The 19151-nt window shown below is 43.6% G+C and carries 14 protein-coding genes and 1 pseudogene; 14 read left to right on the top strand and 1 reads right to left on the bottom strand.

The window, feature by feature from the left end; translation table 11 throughout:
* The first annotated feature begins 52 nt into the window (after positions 1–52).
* The 14 genes and pseudogenes from glpK to M1F56_RS00255 all read left to right on the top strand — a co-directional run bounded on the left by glpK (position 53) and on the right by M1F56_RS00255 (position 16945).
* On the top strand, positions 53–1561 hold the full coding sequence (glpK, locus tag M1F56_RS00190; protein ID WP_125449817.1) for a glycerol kinase GlpK: 1509 nt from the start codon (positions 53–55) through the stop codon (positions 1559–1561).
* A 63-nt stretch (positions 1562–1624) separates the two neighbouring features.
* Positions 1625–3451, top strand: a complete 1827-nt coding sequence (glpO, locus tag M1F56_RS00195; RefSeq protein WP_125449819.1) for a type 1 glycerol-3-phosphate oxidase — start codon at positions 1625–1627, stop codon at positions 3449–3451.
* Between the two features lie 69 nt (positions 3452–3520).
* On the top strand, positions 3521–4225 hold the full coding sequence (locus tag M1F56_RS00200) for an MIP/aquaporin family protein (protein WP_125449821.1): 705 nt from the start codon (positions 3521–3523) through the stop codon (positions 4223–4225).
* A gap of 240 nt (positions 4226–4465) precedes the next feature.
* Positions 4466–4597, top strand: a complete 132-nt coding sequence (locus M1F56_RS00205; RefSeq protein ID WP_025168981.1) for a teichoic acid D-Ala incorporation-associated protein DltX — start codon at positions 4466–4468, stop codon at positions 4595–4597.
* Between the two features lie 20 nt (positions 4598–4617).
* Complete coding sequence (dltA, locus tag M1F56_RS00210; RefSeq protein ID WP_247916469.1) at positions 4618–6168, top strand: D-alanine--poly(phosphoribitol) ligase subunit DltA; 1551 nt, start codon at positions 4618–4620, stop codon at positions 6166–6168.
* A complete protein-coding gene (gene dltB, locus M1F56_RS00215; RefSeq protein ID WP_247916470.1) occupies positions 6165–7409 on the top strand; it encodes a D-alanyl-lipoteichoic acid biosynthesis protein DltB in 1245 nt (414 codons plus the stop codon). Before dltA ends, dltB begins: the two co-directional genes overlap by 4 nt.
* Positions 7410–7422: 13 nt before the next feature.
* Positions 7423–7662 (top strand): D-alanine--poly(phosphoribitol) ligase subunit DltC, encoded by a 240-nt coding sequence (dltC, locus tag M1F56_RS00220; protein ID WP_000351968.1) that lies wholly within the window; start codon positions 7423–7425, stop codon positions 7660–7662.
* Positions 7655–8923: a D-alanyl-lipoteichoic acid biosynthesis protein DltD gene (gene dltD, locus M1F56_RS00225; RefSeq protein WP_247916471.1), complete on the top strand. Its 1269-nt coding sequence runs from the start codon at positions 7655–7657 to the stop codon at positions 8921–8923. Before dltC ends, dltD begins: the two co-directional genes overlap by 8 nt.
* A gap of 142 nt (positions 8924–9065) precedes the next feature.
* Positions 9066–11119, top strand: a pseudogene (gene nt5e / locus M1F56_RS00230) (cell surface ecto-5'-nucleotidase Nt5e).
* 148 nt (positions 11120–11267) lie between these two features.
* Positions 11268–11708 (top strand): zinc-dependent transcriptional regulator AdcR, encoded by a 441-nt coding sequence (adcR, locus tag M1F56_RS00235; RefSeq protein ID WP_061588545.1) that lies wholly within the window; start codon positions 11268–11270, stop codon positions 11706–11708.
* Positions 11708–12412, top strand: a complete 705-nt coding sequence (locus M1F56_RS00240; protein ID WP_061588546.1) for a metal ABC transporter ATP-binding protein — start codon at positions 11708–11710, stop codon at positions 12410–12412. The genes adcR and M1F56_RS00240 overlap by 1 nt, the downstream gene beginning before the upstream one ends.
* Positions 12405–13211, top strand: coding sequence for a metal ABC transporter permease (locus M1F56_RS00245; RefSeq protein ID WP_061588547.1), 807 nt, complete (start codon positions 12405–12407; stop codon positions 13209–13211). The genes M1F56_RS00240 and M1F56_RS00245 overlap by 8 nt, the downstream gene beginning before the upstream one ends.
* A 9-nt stretch (positions 13212–13220) precedes the next feature.
* On the top strand, positions 13221–14726 hold the full coding sequence (gene adcA / locus M1F56_RS00250; RefSeq protein WP_061588548.1) for a zinc ABC transporter substrate-binding lipoprotein AdcA: 1506 nt from the start codon (positions 13221–13223) through the stop codon (positions 14724–14726).
* Between the two features lie 539 nt (positions 14727–15265).
* Positions 15266–16945 (top strand): alpha-L-fucosidase, encoded by a 1680-nt coding sequence (locus M1F56_RS00255; RefSeq protein ID WP_061588626.1) that lies wholly within the window; start codon positions 15266–15268, stop codon positions 16943–16945.
* A 36-nt stretch (positions 16946–16981) separates the two neighbouring features.
* Here M1F56_RS00255 and M1F56_RS00260 read toward each other — a convergent pair whose 3' ends face one another.
* A complete protein-coding gene (locus tag M1F56_RS00260) occupies positions 16982–19069 on the bottom strand; it encodes a GH92 family glycosyl hydrolase (protein WP_247916472.1) in 2088 nt (695 codons plus the stop codon).
* Positions 19070–19151 lie beyond the last annotated feature (82 nt).

The following is a 19151-nucleotide window of genomic DNA, read 5'->3' on the forward strand; positions in this document are numbered from 1 at the left end:
ACTAGTTACTGTAAAGAGGAATCCCCTCAAGATTTTATCAGGAGGACAGCACATGTCACAAGAAAAATACATCATGGCTATTGACCAAGGAACGACCAGTTCTCGTGCCATCATTTTTAACAAAAAAGGAGAAAAGGTCAGCTCTAGTCAAAAAGAATTCACTCAGATTTTTCCTCAAGCAGGTTGGGTTGAGCACAATGCCAATGAAATTTGGAACTCTGTTCAGTCAGTTATCGCGGGTGCTTTCATCGAAAGTGGTGTGAAACCAAGTCAAATCGAAGCAATCGGGATCACCAACCAGCGTGAAACAACTGTCGTCTGGGATAAGAAAACAGGGCTCCCTATCTACAATGCTATCGTTTGGCAATCACGTCAAACTGCTCCTCTGGCTGAACAACTAAAAAGCCAAGGTTATGTGGAAAAATTCCATGAAAAGACTGGTTTGGTTATCGATGCTTACTTCTCTGCTACCAAGGTTCGTTGGATTTTGGACCATGTAGAAGGCGCTCAAGAGAGAGCAGAAAAAGGAGAATTGCTCTTTGGTACTATCGATACTTGGTTGGTTTGGAAATTGACTGACGGTGCGGCTCATGTGACGGACTACTCAAATGCAGCCCGTACAATGCTCTATAACATTAAAGAACTCAAATGGGATGATGAGATTTTGGAAATCCTCAACATTCCTAAGGCTATGCTTCCAGAAGTTCGTTCTAACTCTGAAATCTACGGCAAGACTGCTCCATTCCATTTCTACGGTGGAGAAGTACCAATTTCAGGTATGGCTGGGGACCAACAGGCAGCCCTCTTCGGTCAGTTGGCCTTTGAACCAGGTATGGTCAAAAATACTTATGGAACAGGTTCTTTCATTATTATGAACACTGGTGAAGAGATGCAGTTGTCTGAAAACAACCTTTTGACAACGATTGGTTATGGAATCAACGGCAAGGTTTACTATGCCTTGGAAGGTTCTATCTTCATCGCAGGAAGTGCCATTCAGTGGCTTCGTGATGGACTTCGCATGGTTGAAAATTCACCAGAGTCTGAAAAATATGCTCTCAATTCTCACAACAATGACGAAGTCTATGTCGTACCTGCCTTTACAGGTCTAGGGGCTCCATACTGGAATCAAAACGCTCGTGGTTCGGTCTTTGGCTTAACTCGTGGAACAAGCAAAGAAGACTTTATCAAGGCGACTTTGCAATCTATCGCTTATCAAGTGCGTGACATCATCGACACGATGCAAGTGGATGCGCAGACAGCTATCCAAGTCTTGAAGGTAGATGGTGGTGCAGCCATGAACAACTTCCTCATGCAGTTCCAGGCTGACATCTTGGGAATTGATATCGCCCGCGCTAAAAACTTGGAAACAACTGCCCTAGGTGCAGCCTTCCTAGCAGGATTGTCAGTGGGCTACTGGAAGGACTTGGATGAGTTGAAACTCTTGAACGAGACAGGAGAACTCTTTGAGCCATCCATGAACGAATCGCGCAAGGAACAACTCTACAAGGGCTGGAAGAAGGCTGTGAAAGCAACGCAAGTCTTTGCGGAAATCGACGACTAATACGGTTTCTTGATGCAATGATCAGCTTAAGAATGAAACGACTCAGTTAGAAAGTGTGTAAATATGGAATTTTCAAAGAAAACACGAGAATTATCAATTAAAAAAATGCAGGAACGTACTCTGGATCTTTTGATTATCGGTGGAGGAATCACAGGGGCAGGTGTAGCCTTGCAGGCAGCAGCAAGTGGTCTTGAGACTGGTTTGATTGAAATGCAGGACTTCGCAGAAGGAACATCTAGCCGTTCAACAAAATTGGTTCACGGAGGTCTGCGTTACCTCAAACAATTTGACGTGGAAGTAGTCTCAGATACAGTTTCTGAACGTGCAGTGGTTCAACAAATCGCTCCACACATTCCAAAACCAGATCCAATGCTTTTGCCAGTTTACGATGAGGATGGAGCGACATTTAGCCTCTTCCGTCTCAAAGTAGCCATGGACTTGTACGACCTTTTGGCAGGGGTTAACAATACGCCAGCTGCTAACAAGGTCTTGAGCAAGGAAGAAGTCTTGGAACGCCAGCCAAACTTGAAGAAAGAAGGTTTGGTAGGAGGTGGGGTTTATCTTGACTTCCGTAATAACGATGCGCGTCTCGTGATTGAAAACATCAAACGTGCCAACCAAGACGGTGCACTCATTGCCAACCACGTTAAGGCAGAAGGCTTCCTCTTTGACGAAAGTGGCAAGATTACAGGTGTTGTAGCTCGTGATTTGTTGACAGACCAAGTCTTTGAAATTAAGGCTCGTCTGGTTATTAACACAACAGGTCCTTGGAGCGACAAGGTACGTAATTTGTCCAATAAGGGAACCCAATTCTCACAAATGCGTCCAACCAAGGGAGTTCACTTGGTAGTGGATTCAAGCAAAATCAAGGTTTCACAGCCAGTTTACTTTGACACAGGTTTGGGTGACGGTCGTATGGTTTTTGTTCTCCCACGTGAAAACAAGACCTACTTCGGTACAACTGATACAGACTACACAGGCGATTTGGAACATCCAAAAGTGACTCAGGAAGATGTAGATTATCTACTTGGCATTGTCAACAACCGCTTCCCAGAAGCTAACATTACTATCGATGATATCGAAAGCAGCTGGGCAGGTCTTCGTCCATTGATTGCAGGCAATAGCGCTTCTGACTACAATGGTGGAAACAACGGAACCATCAGCGATGAAAGCTTCAATAACTTGATTGCGACTGTCGAAGCTTATCTCTCGAAAGAAAAGACGCGTGAAGATGTTGAATCTGCTGTCAGCAAGCTTGAAAGCAGCACATCTGAGAAACATTTGGATCCATCTGCAGTTTCTCGTGGTTCGAGCTTGGACCGTGATGACAATGGCCTTTTGACCCTTGCTGGTGGTAAAATCACAGACTACCGTAAGATGGCTGAAGGAGCTATGGAGCGCGTGGTTGACATCCTTAAAGCCGAATTTGACCGTAGCTTTAAACTCATCAACTCTAAGACTTACCCTGTTTCAGGTGGAGAATTGAACCCAGCAAATGTGGATTCAGAAATCGAAGCCTTTGCTCAACTTGGAGTTTCACGTGGTTTGGATAGCAAGGAAGCTCACTATCTAGCAAATCTATACGGTTCAAATGCACCGAAGGTCTTTGCCCTTGCTCACAGCTTGGAACAGGCGCCAGGACTCAGCTTGGCAGACACCTTGTCCCTTCACTATGCAATGCGCAATGAATTGGCTCTTAGCCCAGTTGACTTCCTCCTTCGCCGTACCAACCACATGCTCTTCATGCGTGATAGTTTAGATAGCATCGTTGAGCCAGTTCTGGATGAAATGGGACGATTCTATGATTGGACTGAAGAAGAAAAAGCAGCCTACCATGCGGATGTCGAAGCAGCTCTTGCTCAAAACGATTTAGCAGAACTAAAAAATTAAGAAAAACTAGAAGAGAGGGAGGGCAGCATTCCTTGTCGCTCGCCCCTTCTTTTAAATGGAGACAAAGATATGATGAAAGAATTATTTGGAGAATTTTTGGGGACCTTAATCCTGATCCTCCTAGGAAATGGTGTTGTTGCAGGTGTGGTTCTTCCCAAAACCAAGAGCAACAATTCAGGATGGATTGTGATTACTATGGGATGGGGAATTGCTGTAGCTGTTGCAGCCTTTGTATCTGGCACGCTCAGCCCAGCCCACCTAAATCCAGCTGTGACGTTTGCTATGGCCTTAAAAGGAACGCTCTCTTGGGCTTCTGTTTTCCCTTATATCCTAGCCCAATTCGCAGGAGCGATGGTGGCTCAGATTTTGGTTTGGTTGCAATTCAAACCACACTATGAGGCGGAAGAAAACGCAGGAAATATCCTAGCGACATTTAGTACTGGACCAGCAATCAAGAACACAGTATCGAACTTGGTTAGCGAAATCCTTGGAACTTTTGTTTTGCTCTTGACAATCTTTGCCTTGGGACTCTATGACCTTCAAGCCGGTTTAGGGACCTTTGCAGTGGGAACGTTGATTGTCGGTATCGGTCTTTCACTAGGTGGGACAACGGGTTATGCCTTGAACCCAGCTCGTGACCTTGGACCTCGTATCATGCACAGCATCTTGCCAATTCCAAACAAGGGAGACGGAGACTGGTCTTATGCTTGGATTCCTGTTGTGGGACCTATCCTCGGAGCGTCCTTAGCAGTCCTCGTATTCTCACTTTTCTAAGATAAAAGAGTGATTGGCAACAGAGTTTGAGATGGAAATCTCAGGCTCTTTTTTGTCTTTATTTATGACAAAAAGATTGATATCTTAACTTATCTTAAAATAAGCTAAAACGAACTTTTAAGTTATGGTAAACAGTTGAAAAAAAGGTTGATAAAATGGTACAATGTTAGGAAGATAAGGTAGTAAATGCATAGTTGCATAGCTTTTTTGAAAAATCATAGAAAATTGAACACACTAACTATGGGAAAACACAGAAAATTATATATGTTTTTGGGACAGACCGTCCTATATTTTGTAATCTTACTTGGTTTGCTTTATTTTTTTAGTTACCTTGGTCAGAGTCAAGGAACCTTTATTTATAATGAGTTCTAGTTTGAAGGAGAAGAAAAACCGTGTCTAATAAACCGATAAAAGATATGATTGAAACGATTGAGCACTTTGCTCAAACACATCCAACATATCCTGTCTACAATGTTTTAGGTCAAGAGCACACTTATGGTGATCTGAAGGCTGATTCAGATAGTTTAGCTGCAGCTATCGATCGACTTGGCTTGCCTGAGAAATCTCCAGTCGTCGTTTTTGGTGGTCAGGAGTATGAGATGTTGGCTACCTTTGTAGCGCTGACTAAGTTGGGGCATGCCTACATTCCTATTGACAGCCATTCGGCCTTGGAACGAGTTTATGCTATCGTAGAAGTTGCAGAGCCAAGTTTGATTATTGCCATTTCAGAATTTCTATTAGAGCAAACAAGCACACCGATGCTGAATTTAGAGCAAGTTCATGAAGCTTTTGCTCAAGCTTCTAGCTACGAGATGAACCATCCAGTCAAGGGAGATGACAACTACTACATCATCTTTACTTCTGGTACGACTGGTAAGCCAAAGGGAGTGCAGATTTCCCATGATAATCTCCTCAGCTTTACCAACTGGATGATTACAGATAAGGAATTTGCGACGCCAAGTCGTCCACAAATGCTGGCTCAGCCCCCTTATTCTTTTGATCTATCTGTCATGTACTGGGCACCGACTTTGGCACTTGGTGGCACGCTTTTCGCTCTTCCTTCAGCCATTACTCAGGACTTCAAAAAACTCTTTGCGACGATTTTTTCCTTGCCCATTGCTATCTGGACCTCAACACCTTCCTTTGCAGATATGGCCATGTTGTCAGAAGACTTTAACAGTGAGAAAATGCCAGGAATCACGCATTTCTACTTTGATGGTGAAGAATTGACGGTCAAAACAGCTCAAAAACTACGTGAGCGATTCCCACATGCCCGTATTATCAATGCCTACGGACCAACAGAAGCGACAGTAGCTTTGTCAGCAGTTGCTGTAACAGACGAGATGTTGAAGACTCTCAAACGCCTGCCAATCGGCTATACCAAGGCGGATTCTCCGACCTTTATCATTGATGAGGAAGGTAAGAAAGTTCCAAATGGTGAACAGGGAGAAATCATCGTTTCTGGGCCAGCTGTTTCAAAAGGTTATATGAATAATCCTGAAAAAACAGCAGAAGCTTTCTTTGAATTCGAAGGTCTTCCGGCCTACCATACAGGGGATGTAGGAACTATGACAGATGAGGGCTTGCTTCTCTACGGTGGACGCATGGACTTCCAGATTAAGTTCAATGGTTATCGCATTGAGCTTGAAGATATCTCTCAAAATCTCAACAAATCTCGCTATATCGAGTCGGCTGTTGCTGTTCCACGCTATAACAAGGATCACAAGGTGCAAAATCTACTGGCCTATGTCATCCTAAAGGACGGTGTCCGTCAGCAGTTTGAACGTGATATCGATATTACCAAGGCTATTAAGGAAGACTTAGCAGATATCATGATGTCTTATATGATGCCATCCAAGTTTCTCTATCGAGACAGTTTGCCACTAACGCCTAATGGTAAAATTGATATTAAGGGCTTGATTAATGAGGTAAACAATAGATGATGGAGCTTTACAAACAGCTACCTCATTTGGAACCTTATGGTGATCTTCAGTACTTTTTATACGTAATTGTTGCGACTTTACCTATCTTCATCGGTCTTTTTTTCAAGAAACGTTTTGCCTTGTACGAGGTACTTGTTAGTCTCTTCTTTATCGTCACCATGTTGGTCGGTGGAAAGACGAATCAAATAAGCGCACTTATCCTTTATGTCATCTGGCAAGTACTTCTTGTATCATTCTACAAAAGGTACAGGAAACAACGGGATAGTAAATGGATATTTTACCTGGTTAGCTTTCTATCCCTATTGCCAATCGTTTTTGTGAAGGTATCTCCTGCTATTCATGGACCTCAATCTTTGTTTGGCTTTTTAGGGATTTCTTACTTGACCTTTCGTGCAGTTGGGGTTATCGTTGAGTTGAGAGACGGTGTTATCAAGGATTTAACGATTTGGCAATTCTTACGTTTTCTTCTCTTTATGCCAACTTTCTCAAGTGGTCCCATTGATCGTTTTAAACGTTTCAATGAAAATTACGAGACCATTCCTGAGCGGGATGAGCTGATGGATATGCTAGAAGAGGCTGTCAAATATATCATGCTGGGCTTCCTTTACAAGTTTATCTTGGCTCACATTTTAGGAGAGATATTACTGCCTCCGCTGAAAAATTTGGCCTTACAGACAGGTGGTTTCTTTAATCATTATGCTCTGGCGGTGATGTATACCTTTGGTCTAGACTTGTTCTTTGACTTTGCGGGCTACTCTATGTTTGCCTTAGCCATTTCAAACTTGATGGGTATTCATAGTCCTATCAACTTTAACAAGCCCTTTTTGTCTAGGGATTTAAAAGAGTTTTGGAATCGCTGGCACATGAGTCTGTCTTTCTGGTTTCGTGACTTTGTCTTTATGCGGATGGTGATGGTCATGACCAGAAAGAAGATTTTTAAAAATCGCAATGTGACCTCAAGTGTAGCCTACATTCTCAATATGCTGATTATGGGGTTTTGGCATGGTGTGACTTGGTATTACATCGCCTATGGACTTTTTCATGGGATTGGGCTAGTCATCAATGACGCTTGGGTTCGTAAGAAAAAAGCGCTCAATAAAGAACGGAAAAAAGCTGGAAAGGGTTCCTTACCTGAGAATCGCTGGATTCAGTTGCTTGGCATGGTTGTCACCTTCCATGTCGTGATGGTTTCATTCTTAATCTTTTCTGGATTTTTGAATGATTTATGGTTTAAAAAATAAAAGGATATGAAAAATGGATATCAAATCAGAAGTTATTGAAATTATTGATGAGTTGTTTATGGAAGATGTTTCTGACATGATGGATGAAGATCTTTTTGATGCTGGTGTTTTGGATAGCATGGGGACGGTTGAATTGATTGTTGAGATTGAAAATCGTTTTGACATTCGTGTTCCAGTGACGGAGTTCGGTCGTGATGACTGGAATACGGCTAATAAAATCGTAGCAGGTATCACGGAGTTGAAGAATGCTTAAACGCTTGTGGCTGATCTTCGGTCCTATCTTCATTGCTGGCCTTTTGATTCTTTTACTCATCTTTTTTTATCCAAGTACAACAAGTCATAATCTGACGGAGGAGAAGTACTCAGCGGCTTCTGTTAGTGCAGAGAGTTTTAAAGAGAGAAGCCAAAAAGTAAGGGCTCTTACGGATCCAAATATGCGTTTTATTCCTTTTCTAGGGTCTAGTGAATGGATTCGATTTGATAGTGTCCATCCAGCTGTTTTAGCGGAAAAATACCATCGTCCCTATCGTCCTTACTTTCTAGGTCAAGCAGGAGCAGCCTCTCTAAATCAATATTTTGGTCTACAGCAAATTTTGCCAGAAATAGAGAATAAGCAGGCTGTATTTGTGATTTCGCCTCAGTGGTTTACGGAGACAGATTATGAACCCGCAGCGTTTCAGAGATTTTTTAACAGTGACCAATTGACAGCTTTTTTGGGAAATCAATCTGGTGACATTGCTGCAAAGCATGCGGCTATTCGATTGTTAAAGCAGAATCCTAATGTTGCATTAAAAGGCATTGTTCAAAAACTGTCAAAGGGTGAAGAATTATCAGAGGTTGATCAAGTTGCTATTGATATTTTTGCGCGATTCAATGAAAAGCAATCCGCTCTCTTTGGACAATTCTCCATTCGAGGAAAACTCAAGTACAAGGAACACGTGGAGAACTATTTAAAGGATCTTCCGGATCAATTTTCTTATGATGAGTTAGAAAAAATTGTTCGTAAGGACGCGGAAGCAAATACGACCAATAACGATATGGGGATGGAAAATCATTTCTATACGAGAGAGGTTCAAAAGGATTTAAAAAAATGGGAAGGGTATCAAAAAAATTACAACTTCCTCAAGTCCTCTGAATACAATGATTTGCAGCTGGTCCTCAATCAATTTGCTAAGTCGAATGTCAATGTGCTCTTTGTCATTCAGCCGGTTAACAAGAAGTGGATGGAGTACACAGGACTCAGCGAAGAGATGTACCAGCATGCAGTGGAGAAAATTCGTTACCAATTAGAAAGTCAGGGTTTTACCAATATTGCTGATTTTTCAAAAAATGGAGGAGATCCATATTTTGTTAAAGATACCATTCATCTAGGATGGTTGGGATGGCTAGCTTTTGATAAGGTTGTCAATCCCTTCTTGACGGATCCGACTCCAGCTCCAGACTATAAGATGAATGACCGCTTCTTTAGCAAGGACTGGGCGACCTATGATGGGAATATCAAAGATTTCCAATAAAAAGAGTTAAAAGTTTGGGATTTGAACCCAGACTTTTTTGTTTAAATGGCGAATGTTTTAGATGAAAATAAGTCAAAAGTTTCAAAATTTTTAGAAATAGCGTATAATATAAAAGAGAAAAAGAAAAGAAAAGGATTTTAAAATGAATAAACGTTCTTTGTTACCTGTCTTGTCGACAGCTCTATTAGCCCCAACCCCTTTTTAGCTGGACAAGTCTACGCTGAGGAAGCAACAACTCCTGCAGAAAGTTCAGCTGTTGTAGCGACTCCTGCTACGTCGGCGACTTCAGCTCCTGTTGAGAGCCCTGCGGTACCGGAAACTTCGGCAACTTCAGAAGCAGTTGCACCTGTAGAAGCTCCGTCAGCTCCTGCTGAATCTACTAAAAGCGAAGAAAAGGACACCGTTATCTTACACACCAATGATGTCCATGGTCGTATTGTAGAGGAAAAGGGAGTAATTGGAGATGCCAAGTTAGCGACTGCCATTGAGCAGGAACGCGCGAAATCAAATCAAAAGACTCTCGTCGTAGATGCTGGAGACGCCTTCCAAGGTTTACCGATTTCCAACTCTACAAAGGGTGAAGCGCGTGCTGAAATTCTCAATCAGATGCAGTATGATGCCATGGCAGTAGGAAACTATGAGTTTGACTTTGGTTTGGACGAAGCTAAGAAATACAAGGAAATCTTGAAATTCCCATTACTTAGTTCAAATACCTACGTCAATGGTGCTCGTCTCTTTGAAGCTTCCACAATCGTTGATAAAGATAAGACTGTGGAAGGTGATGAATTTGTTGTAATCGGTGTGACAACACCTGAAACTGCTACAAAAACCCACCCGAAAAACATTAAAGGGGTAACTTTTACAGATCCAATCTCTGAAGTCAATAAGGTCATCGAAGAAGTTCAAGCCAAGGCTCGTGCAGAAGGTAAGGACTACCAACACTATGTTGTGCTTGCTCACCTCGGTGTAGATACCACAACTCCAGTCGAGTGGCGTGGTTCAACCTTAGCAGAAGCTCTATCTAAAAATCCTCGTCTCAAAGGCAAACGTGTGACAGTTATTGATGGGCATTCTCATACAGTAGCTTCCACAACTTATGGCGACAATGTTACCTATAACCAAACAGGAAGCTACCTTCATAATGTTGGGAAGGTTATCTACAAATCACGTCAGCTTTTGGGTAATCCTACGTTGATTGCAGCTGCTGACGCCAAGAAACTGACTGCCAATCCAACAGTTGAAAAACTAGTCAAAGACATTAAACAAAAATACGATGCTGAAAATGCTGTTGAAGTCGTTTCAAACAGCCCTGTGGAACTAAACGGTGATCGTGAAAATGTTCGAGTTCGTGAAACCAACCTCGGAAACGTCGTGGCAGACTCTCTCTATCAGTATGGTCAGACAGGATTTAGCCATCCGACTGACATCGCTGTGACAAATGGTGGTGGATTGCGTGAAACTATTGCAAAAGGCAAACCGATTACCAAAGGAAATGTCATTGCTGTTCTTCCATTTGGAAATACCATCTCACAAATCCAAGTGACTGGGCAACAAGTATTGGATATGTTTGAAAAGTCACTCGGATCTATCTTGCAGGTCGATAAAGATGGCAAGAAGGTCTTGGATGAGAACGGACAACCATTGCTAGAACCAAGTGGTGGCTTCTTGCAAGTTTCAGGTGTGAAGGTCTACTATGATACCAACCTACCATCAGGTAAACGTGTCTGGGCCATCCAGGTCAAAAACCGCACGACTGGTCGTTATGATCTCCTAGACCTCGCAAAAACCTACTATCTTGCAACCAATGATTTCCTAGCTGCGGGTGGCGATGGCTACACGATGTTAGGTGGTGCGCGAGAAGAAGGACCTTCTATGGATGCAGCCTTTGAAGAGTATCTGAAAACCGCTGATTTGACCCAGTATGAAAAGATCAATCCGAACTCACGGACGATTTCTGTGGATTCTAAAAACTTTAGTCTACCAGTAGAAACGCCTCAAACGAATGCAGCTGCTAACGATGCGACTACAAATGTGCCATTGACTTATGAGGTGGCAGGTCAATTTAGCAAGAAGGCAGTTGTCTCAGAAAAAGCTCTCCCAAATACAGGAAGTGAACAATCCATCTTCTTGCTCTTGATGGGTATGGTAGCTGGATTGTCAGGTATCTTATCGAGCCGAAAACCAAAGCTAAAATAGGTTAAATTTCACATCTAAAAGAGTCTAGGGAAACGTTTTTACGCCTTTTTCCCTTGACTCTTTTTTGGTTTATGATATAATTAACCAGTAAAGAATCGGTGGCTATCTAAGTTTTTTACGAAAAAGATAGCTAGGGAAGGAGTAACACATGAGACAGCTTGCACAGGAAATCGATAACTTTTTAAACGAGGTGATCTTGAGATCTGAGAACCAGCATGAAATTCTGATCGGGCATTGCACAAGTGACGTAGCCTTGACCAACACTCAGGAGCACATCCTCATGCTCTTGTCAGAAGAATCCCTAACTAACTCGGAGTTGGCCTGTCGCCTTAATGTCAGTCAGGCGGCAGTGACCAAGGCTATCAAGTCTTTAGTCAAAGAGGGTATGTTAGAGACATCCAGAGATCCTAAGGATGCGCGTGTAATCTTTTATCGACTGACAGAGCTAGCTCGACCAGTAGCGGCAGAACACCACCACCACCATGAGCACACACTCTCAGCCTATGAACAAGTAGCAAATCAGTTTACTCCAAATGAACAAGAAGTGATTCAGCGGTTTTTAACTGCTTTAGTAGGAGAAATCAAATAATGCGGTATATTACAGTAGAGGATTTGTCTTTCTATTATGATAAAGAACCTGTCCTCGAGCACATCAACTACAGTGTTGATAGTGGGGAGTTTGTCACCCTGACTGGTGAAAATGGAGCTGCCAAGACGACGCTGATTAAGGCGAGTCTAGGCATCTTGCAACCAAGATTTGGCAAGGTAACCATTTCAAAGACAAATACTCATGGAAAAAAGCTAAGGATAGCTTATCTTCCCCAGCAGATTGCTAGTTTTAATGCTGGTTTTCCAAGTACAGTTTATGAATTTGTCAAGTCGGGTCGCTATCCGCGAAAGGGCTGGTTCCGTCGTTTGAATGCCCACGATGAGGAGCATATCAAGGCCAGTCTAGACTCAGTTGGTATGTGGGAACATCGTGATAAACGAATTGGCTCCCTATCGGGAGGGCAAAAGCAACGAGCAGTGATTGCACGGATGTTTGCTTCTGACCCAGACATCTTTGTCTTGGATGAGCCGACGACAGGGATGGATGTGGGGAGCAAAAATGAATTTTACGAACTCATGCACCACAGCGCTCATCATCATGGCAAGGCCGTTTTGATGATTACCCATGATCCTGAGGAGGTCAAGGACTATGCGGATCGCAATATTCATCTAGTTCGTAACCAAGATTCGCCATGGCGTTGTTTCAACGTTCACGAAAGCGACCAGGAGGTGGAACATGCTTAGTTTGTTATCCTATGACTTTATGCAGCGTGCCTTCTTGGCGGTCATTGCCATGAGTCTCTTTTCTCCAGTTCTTGGTACCTTCCTTATCTTACGTCGTCAGAGTCTCATGAGCGATACCCTCAGTCACGTTTCTCTATCAGGAGTAGCCTTTGGTCTGGTTTTGGGAATTTCTCCAACTATTTCAACCATTGCCATTGTCTTGATCGCTGCGGTCTTTCTGGAGTATCTCCGTACGGTTTACAAGAACTTTATGGAAATCGGGACTGCCATCCTCATGTCAACAGGACTTGCAGTGTCTCTGATTGTCATGAGTAAGGGTAAAAGTTCTAGTTCTATGAGTTTGGACCAATATCTCTTTGGTTCGATTGTGACCATTAGCCGGGAGCAGGTGATTTTCCTCTTTGCCATTGCGGCGGTCGTTTTATTCTTGACTTTCTTATTCTTGCGACCAATGTACATACTGACCTTTGATGAGGATACGGCCTTTGTGGATGGCTTGCCCGTTCGTACCATGTCCATTCTTTTTAACATGGTGACAGGGGTAGCCATTGCCCTTATGATTCCTGCGGCAGGAGCTCTTCTGGTATCGACCATCATGGTTTTGCCAGCTAGTATTGCCCTGCGTCTGGGGAAAAACTTTAAATCCGTTATGTTACTAGCCAGCGTTATTGGCTTTTTGGGAATGGTGGCAGGACTTTATATTTCCTACTATGCGGAAACCCCTGCCAGCGCTAGTATTACCATTATCTTTGTAGCTGTCTTTTTATTAGTCAGTCTACTGAAACGTTTTATCAAATAGGAGAATGAAATGAAAAAACTGAGCTTACTACTAGCTAGTCTATGTGCCCTGTTTTTAGTGGCTTGTTCCAATCAAAAACAGGCAAATGGGAAGCTAAATATCGTGACAACCTTTTACCCTATCTACGAATTTACCAAGCAAGTCGCAGGAGATACTGCTAATGTAGAACTTCTAATCGGTGCTGGTACAGAACCTCACGAATACGAACCGTCTGCCAAGGCAGTTGCCAAAATCCAAGACGCAGACACCTTCGTTTATGAAAATGAAAACATGGAAACATGGGTTCCAAAATTGCTAGATACTTTGGATAAGAAAAAGGTGAAAACCATCAAGGCGACAGGCGATATGTTGCTCTTGCCAGGTGGCGATGAAGAAGAGGGAGACCATGACCATGGAGAAGAAGGCCATCACCATGAGTTCGATCCCCATGTTTGGTTATCACCAGTCCGTGCCATTAAACTAGTAGAGCATATCCGTGACAGCTTGTCAGCAGATTATCCTGATAAAAAAGAAACCTTTGAGAAGAATGCTGCTGCCTATATCGAAAAATTGCAAGCCTTAGATAAGGCCTACACAGATGGTTTGTCTCAAGCCAAACAAAAGAGCTTTGTGACCCAGCACGCTGCCTTTAACTACCTTGCCTTGGATTATGGTCTCAAGCAAGTATCCATCTCAGGTCTCTCACCAGATGCTGAGCCATCAGCAGCACGTTTGGCAGAATTGACAGAGTACGTCAAGAAAAATAAAATCGCCTATATTTACTTTGAAGAAAATGCCTCACAAGCCCTAGCCAATACACTTTCAAAAGAGGCAGGTGTCAAAACAGATGTCCTCAATCCTTTAGAAAGTCTGACAGAAGAGGACACCAAGGCGGGAGAAAATTACATCTCTATCATGGAGAAAAACCTCAAGGCTTTGAAACAAACAACAGACCAAGAAGGATCGGAAATCGAGCCAGAGAAGGAAGAAAACACCAAGACAGTTCACAATGGTTACTTTGAGGATGCAGCTGTCAAGGACCGTACCTTGAGTGACTATGCTGGTAACTGGCAGTCAGTTTATCCTTTCCTTGAAGATGGAACTTTTGATCAAGTCTTTGACTACAAGGCTAAGTTAACTGGCAAGATGACAAAGGATGAGTACAAGGCCTACTATAGAAAAGGCTATCAGACAGATGTGACCAAGATTAACATTACTGATAACACTATGGAATTTGTTCAAGGTGGACAAAGTAAGAAATTCACCTACAAGTATGTTGGTAAGAAAATCTTGACTTACAAGAAAGGCAATCGTGGCGTGCGCTTCCTCTTTGAAGCGACAGATGCGGATGCTGGACAGTTCAAGTACGTTCAGTTTAGTGACCACAATATCGCCCCAGTCAAGGCAGAACATTTCCATATCTTCTTTGGAGGTACTAGCCAAGAAGCCCTCTTTGAAGAGATGGATAACTGGCCAACCTACTATCCAGATAACTTATCTGGACAAGAAATCGCCCAAGAAATGTTGGCACATTGATGCAAGAGAGAATCCCGCAAATCTGCGGGATTTTTTGCTGGAAATGATTAGGTTGTTAGGTATTATAGTACCACAGTTGTGCTGTTCACAATGTGATAAAGAGGTCATTTTCTACTGGCTGATTCTCACTAGCTGGCGAATGCAAAAGCTACGATTGTACAAATTATAGAATCTTTTCAGGGGATTTAGGAAGGGAGCTTAGCCATATTGACGCTGCTATCGCTTTTTGTTATAGTCAAGGAGAGAGTGGCCTGAAACAATAGTTTATTCACAAGTTGTGGATAAGTCTGGGGAGAACAGGACATTTAGCTAATATCCTAGAGGGATCTTGAGAATTGCTCCGGAAACTAGTAACGTGCTTATCTTTCTAGTAGAAATCTTAGTCTAGTAGGGATTTGAGCAGGTCTGCCTGAGAGTGACAGGGTTAAAGTCTAAGAGCTGGAGTCTGAAAAAGCTAATTTTTAGGTATGTTTTCTTATCCACAGGTTGTGGATAACTTTTTGAATAAGCAAATTGATAAGAGAAAGAGATATGAGATGATGACGAACATAAAACCAAACGGACCATTACCAAGTCAGGTCCAGCTAACTTATCTGGGCGATGAGCTAGCAGCCTTTATCCACTTCGGTCCTAATACCTTTTATGACCAAGAATGGGGGACTGGACAGGAGGATCCTGAGCGCTTTAACCCAACTAAGTTAGATGCGCGGGAGTGGGTTCGAGTGCTTAAAGAAACAGGTTTTAAAAAGCTGATTTTGGTGGTTAAGCACCACGATGGTTTTGTGCTCTACCCGACAGTTTATACAGACTACTCGGTCAAGGCCAGCCCTTGGAGAGATGGAAAGGGGGACTTGCTCCTTGAAGTATCCCAAGTTGCAACTGAATTTGACATGGATATGGGAGTGTATTTGTCTCCTTGGGATGCCCACAGTCCCCTCTATCACGTGGACCGAGAAGCGGACTACAATGCCTATTATCTGGCTCAGTTGAAGGAAATCTTATCAAATCCTAACTATGGGAATGCTGGGAAATTTGCCGAGGTTTGGATGGATGGTGCTCGAGGGGAGGGGGCCCAGCAGGTCAACTATGAGTTTGAGACTTGGTTTGAGACTATTCATGACCTACAAGGGGATTGCTTGATATTCTCAACAGAGGGAACTAGTATTCGCTGGATTGGTAATGAACGGGGCTATGCAGGGGATCCCTTGTGGCAAAAAGTCAAGCCCGACCAGTTGGGGACAGAGGCTGCATTAGATTATCTACAGCACGGTGATCCCTCAGGAACGCTGTTTTCAATCGGCGAGGCAGATGTTTCCCTTCGGCCGGGTTGGTTTTACCATGAGGATCAGGATTCTAAATCTCTCGAGGAATTGGTCGAAATCTACTTTCACTCAGTGGGGCGGGGAACCCCTCTCTTGCTCAATATCCCGCCAAACCAAGATGGTCTCTTTGATGAACGGGATATCCAGCGACTGTATGAATTTAGAGCCTACCGTGACGAGCTCTATAAAGAAGATTTGGCTTTGGGAGCCAAGGTATCTGGTCCTGCTCTATCAGCAGACTTTGCTTGTTGCCACCTGACAGATGGACTAGAGACCAGTTCTTGGGCTAGTGATGTAGAACTGCCAATTCAGTTAGAGCTCGATTTAGGGGCTCCTAAAGCTTTTGATGTGATTGAGTTAAGAGAAGATTTGAAGTTGGGGCAACGTATAGCTGCTTTCCATGTTCAGGTAGAGCTGGATGGTGCCTGGCAGGAGTTTGGCTCTGGTTATACTGTTGGTTACAAACGTCTCTTACGAGGATCAGTCGTTGAGGCGCAGAAGATACGTGTGACCATTACAGAGGCACAGGCTTTGCCTTTGTTGACCAAAATTTCACTCTATAAAACACCTACCTTGTCGAGAAAAGAAGCTATTCAGCAACTAGAGTTTTCAGAAAAAAGTCTAGCTGTGACCAAGGGAGAAAATGTCCACTTTACAGTGAAACGCATAGAATCTAGCAGTCCTTTAGAAGCTAAGATTTCGATTCAACCAGGGACGGGTGTGCATGGTGTCGCTTATCGGGACGAGATTCAAGTCCTTGCGTTTCAAGTTGGCGAGACTGAAAAAAAGCTAACGCTACCAACCTTGTATTTTGCAGGAGATAAAACCTTGGACTTTTATCTGAATCTGACGGTAGATGGGCAGCTGGTTGACCAGCTTCAGGTCCAAGTTTCATAAAAGAAGAACCTTTGCGCGATGCAAAGGTTCTTTGGGTTAGGAGTGATTTGGTAGCCAGCTGAGGGTGAAGGTCAGTTGTTCAGCTTTCAAGAGGTCTTGGTGTTGAATGCTAGATACTATGGTCTTGTCCAATCGACATTCTTTGACAAAGTTGAAGTGGCTGTGGTTTTGCTCGGCATGGATATCCAGCCATTCATTTTCCTTAGCCAGGTAGATACGGAGATGATTAAAGAGGGGAATTCCGAGGTCATAGCTTGGTTTTCCTGGACAGGTCGGGTAGAACCCAAGAGCTGACCAGATATACCAGGCAGAGAGACTGCCATTGTCCTCGTCGCCAGGGTAGGCATCCCAGCTTGGTTTGAAGGCCTTCTGACGCAGCGTCTTGATGAGAAGGCTAGTGTATTCAGGATAGTTACTGTAGCGGAAGAGATAAGGAATGTGGAAGCTAGGTTGATTAGAAATGGCGATTTGCCCAAAAGGAGCTGTAGCCATCTCGCTCATTTCATGAATCTCGTAACCATAACCAGTTGTTTCAAATAGAGGAGCATCTTGACAGATTTTCAAAAGGTAGCGGCTAAAGTTTTCCTTTCCACCCATCAGTTGACTCAAACCTGGGATGTCATGTAAGACGCCTAAAGTCGCTTGAATAGCAGAACATTCGGCGTAGTCACGTCCCCAACTATAAGGAGAGAAGTCTGGTCGGAAGTTGCCTTGACTATCTCGCGCTCTCATGTAGCCCGTCTCGGCGTCAAAGAGATGGCGGTAATTCTGCGATGCGACCTTATAAGTTTGGGCGATGTCATTTTGACCAAGCTTTTCGGAACAGCTGGCGATACAAAAGTCGCTATAGGCATAGTCAAGGGTGTGGCTGACGCTTTCGTGGTGGTCGGTTGAAAGATAACCTAATTCTTGGTATTGAGCTAAACCGTGGCGACCGTTGATGCCAAGAGGATCAGACTTGGTGGCTGTCTCCAGCATGGCTTGGAGGAGTTCTTCTTCCAAGTCGGGGGCCATTTCCTTGCAGGCGCTATCTGCGATAATGCCGTCCAATAGAGTACCAGGCATCATACCACGTTCATCTGGAGCCAGCCATTTTGGAAGGAATCCAGTATCACGGTAGCTATTGAGGAAACCTTCTAGAAAGCGGTGATAGTGTTCCGGTATGATAAGGGCAAAGAGGGGGAAGGTGGTGCGGAAGGTATCCCAGAAACCATTGTTGCTAAAGAGGACGCCGGGTTTGACAGTACCAGTAGCCAGATCCATGTGGATGGCTTGCCCTGATTCATCAACCTCATAAAAAGTCTGTGGGAAGAGGAAGAGTCTGTAAAGGCAGTGGTCAAAGAAGGTCCGGTCGGTTTCCCCTGTCTCTAGTATGTCAAAACGATGGAGGAGATTTTCCCAATCTGCTTTCGCATTTACTTTACAGCTGTCAAAGTCCTTTTGAGGTAGATTAAGCAGAGCTTGAGAAGGCGATATGAAAGAAGTTGCTAGTTGAATCTCGGCTTGACTGCTTGCTAAGTCAATTCGCCAGTCTCCCTCTTCTTGTGTGATAGCAAGAATATCCGTATTCATTTGTAAAGTAGTAAACAGTATCAGCGGATTTTTGTTGGTCTCTGTTTTTCCCTCTTGACGCAGGGCAAGAGTCCGCTTATCTACTTGCTCTACGGTCAGTTCATCTGCTGCGTGAAGATAGAGGGAGAGGTTCTTGCCTTGCTTTTGTTCCAAACGAATAGAAGCGCCATAGCAAGTCGGTGTAAGCTGGGTTTCAATCTGATAGCGCAGGGAGAAAATCTTCAGATAATGAGGTTGGAAAGAGGCCTTATCCCTATCATAGGAAGACTGACGATGGAAGAGGCTGTCTCCCCCAGGCTGACCTGTGATAGGTGTCAGAAGGAGCCATGAGTAGTCCCCAATCCAAGGGCTGGGCTGGTGGGTTAAGCGAATCCCCTGAAAGATGGGCAGATGCGGATCGAAAAACCAAGCTCCCTCCTGGTCGCTGGTCTGGGGCACAAAATAATTCATCCCAAAAGGCACGCCTGTGTAAGGCAGGGTATTTCCCCGAGAAAAGGCGTGTTTGCTGGCAGTCCCAAAACGGGTATCGATGGTTTCAAGTAGTGGTTTCATAGTCTTTCCTTTAGCTGTTTTTCTACATTATATCAGAAAAATGAGACCTTTAGATATGGGGTTCGAAAGTAAGCAATTTTGT

It is taken from the genome of Streptococcus oralis, assembly GCF_023109005.1.
In the GTDB taxonomy this organism is placed as follows: domain Bacteria; phylum Bacillota; class Bacilli; order Lactobacillales; family Streptococcaceae; genus Streptococcus; species Streptococcus oralis_BU.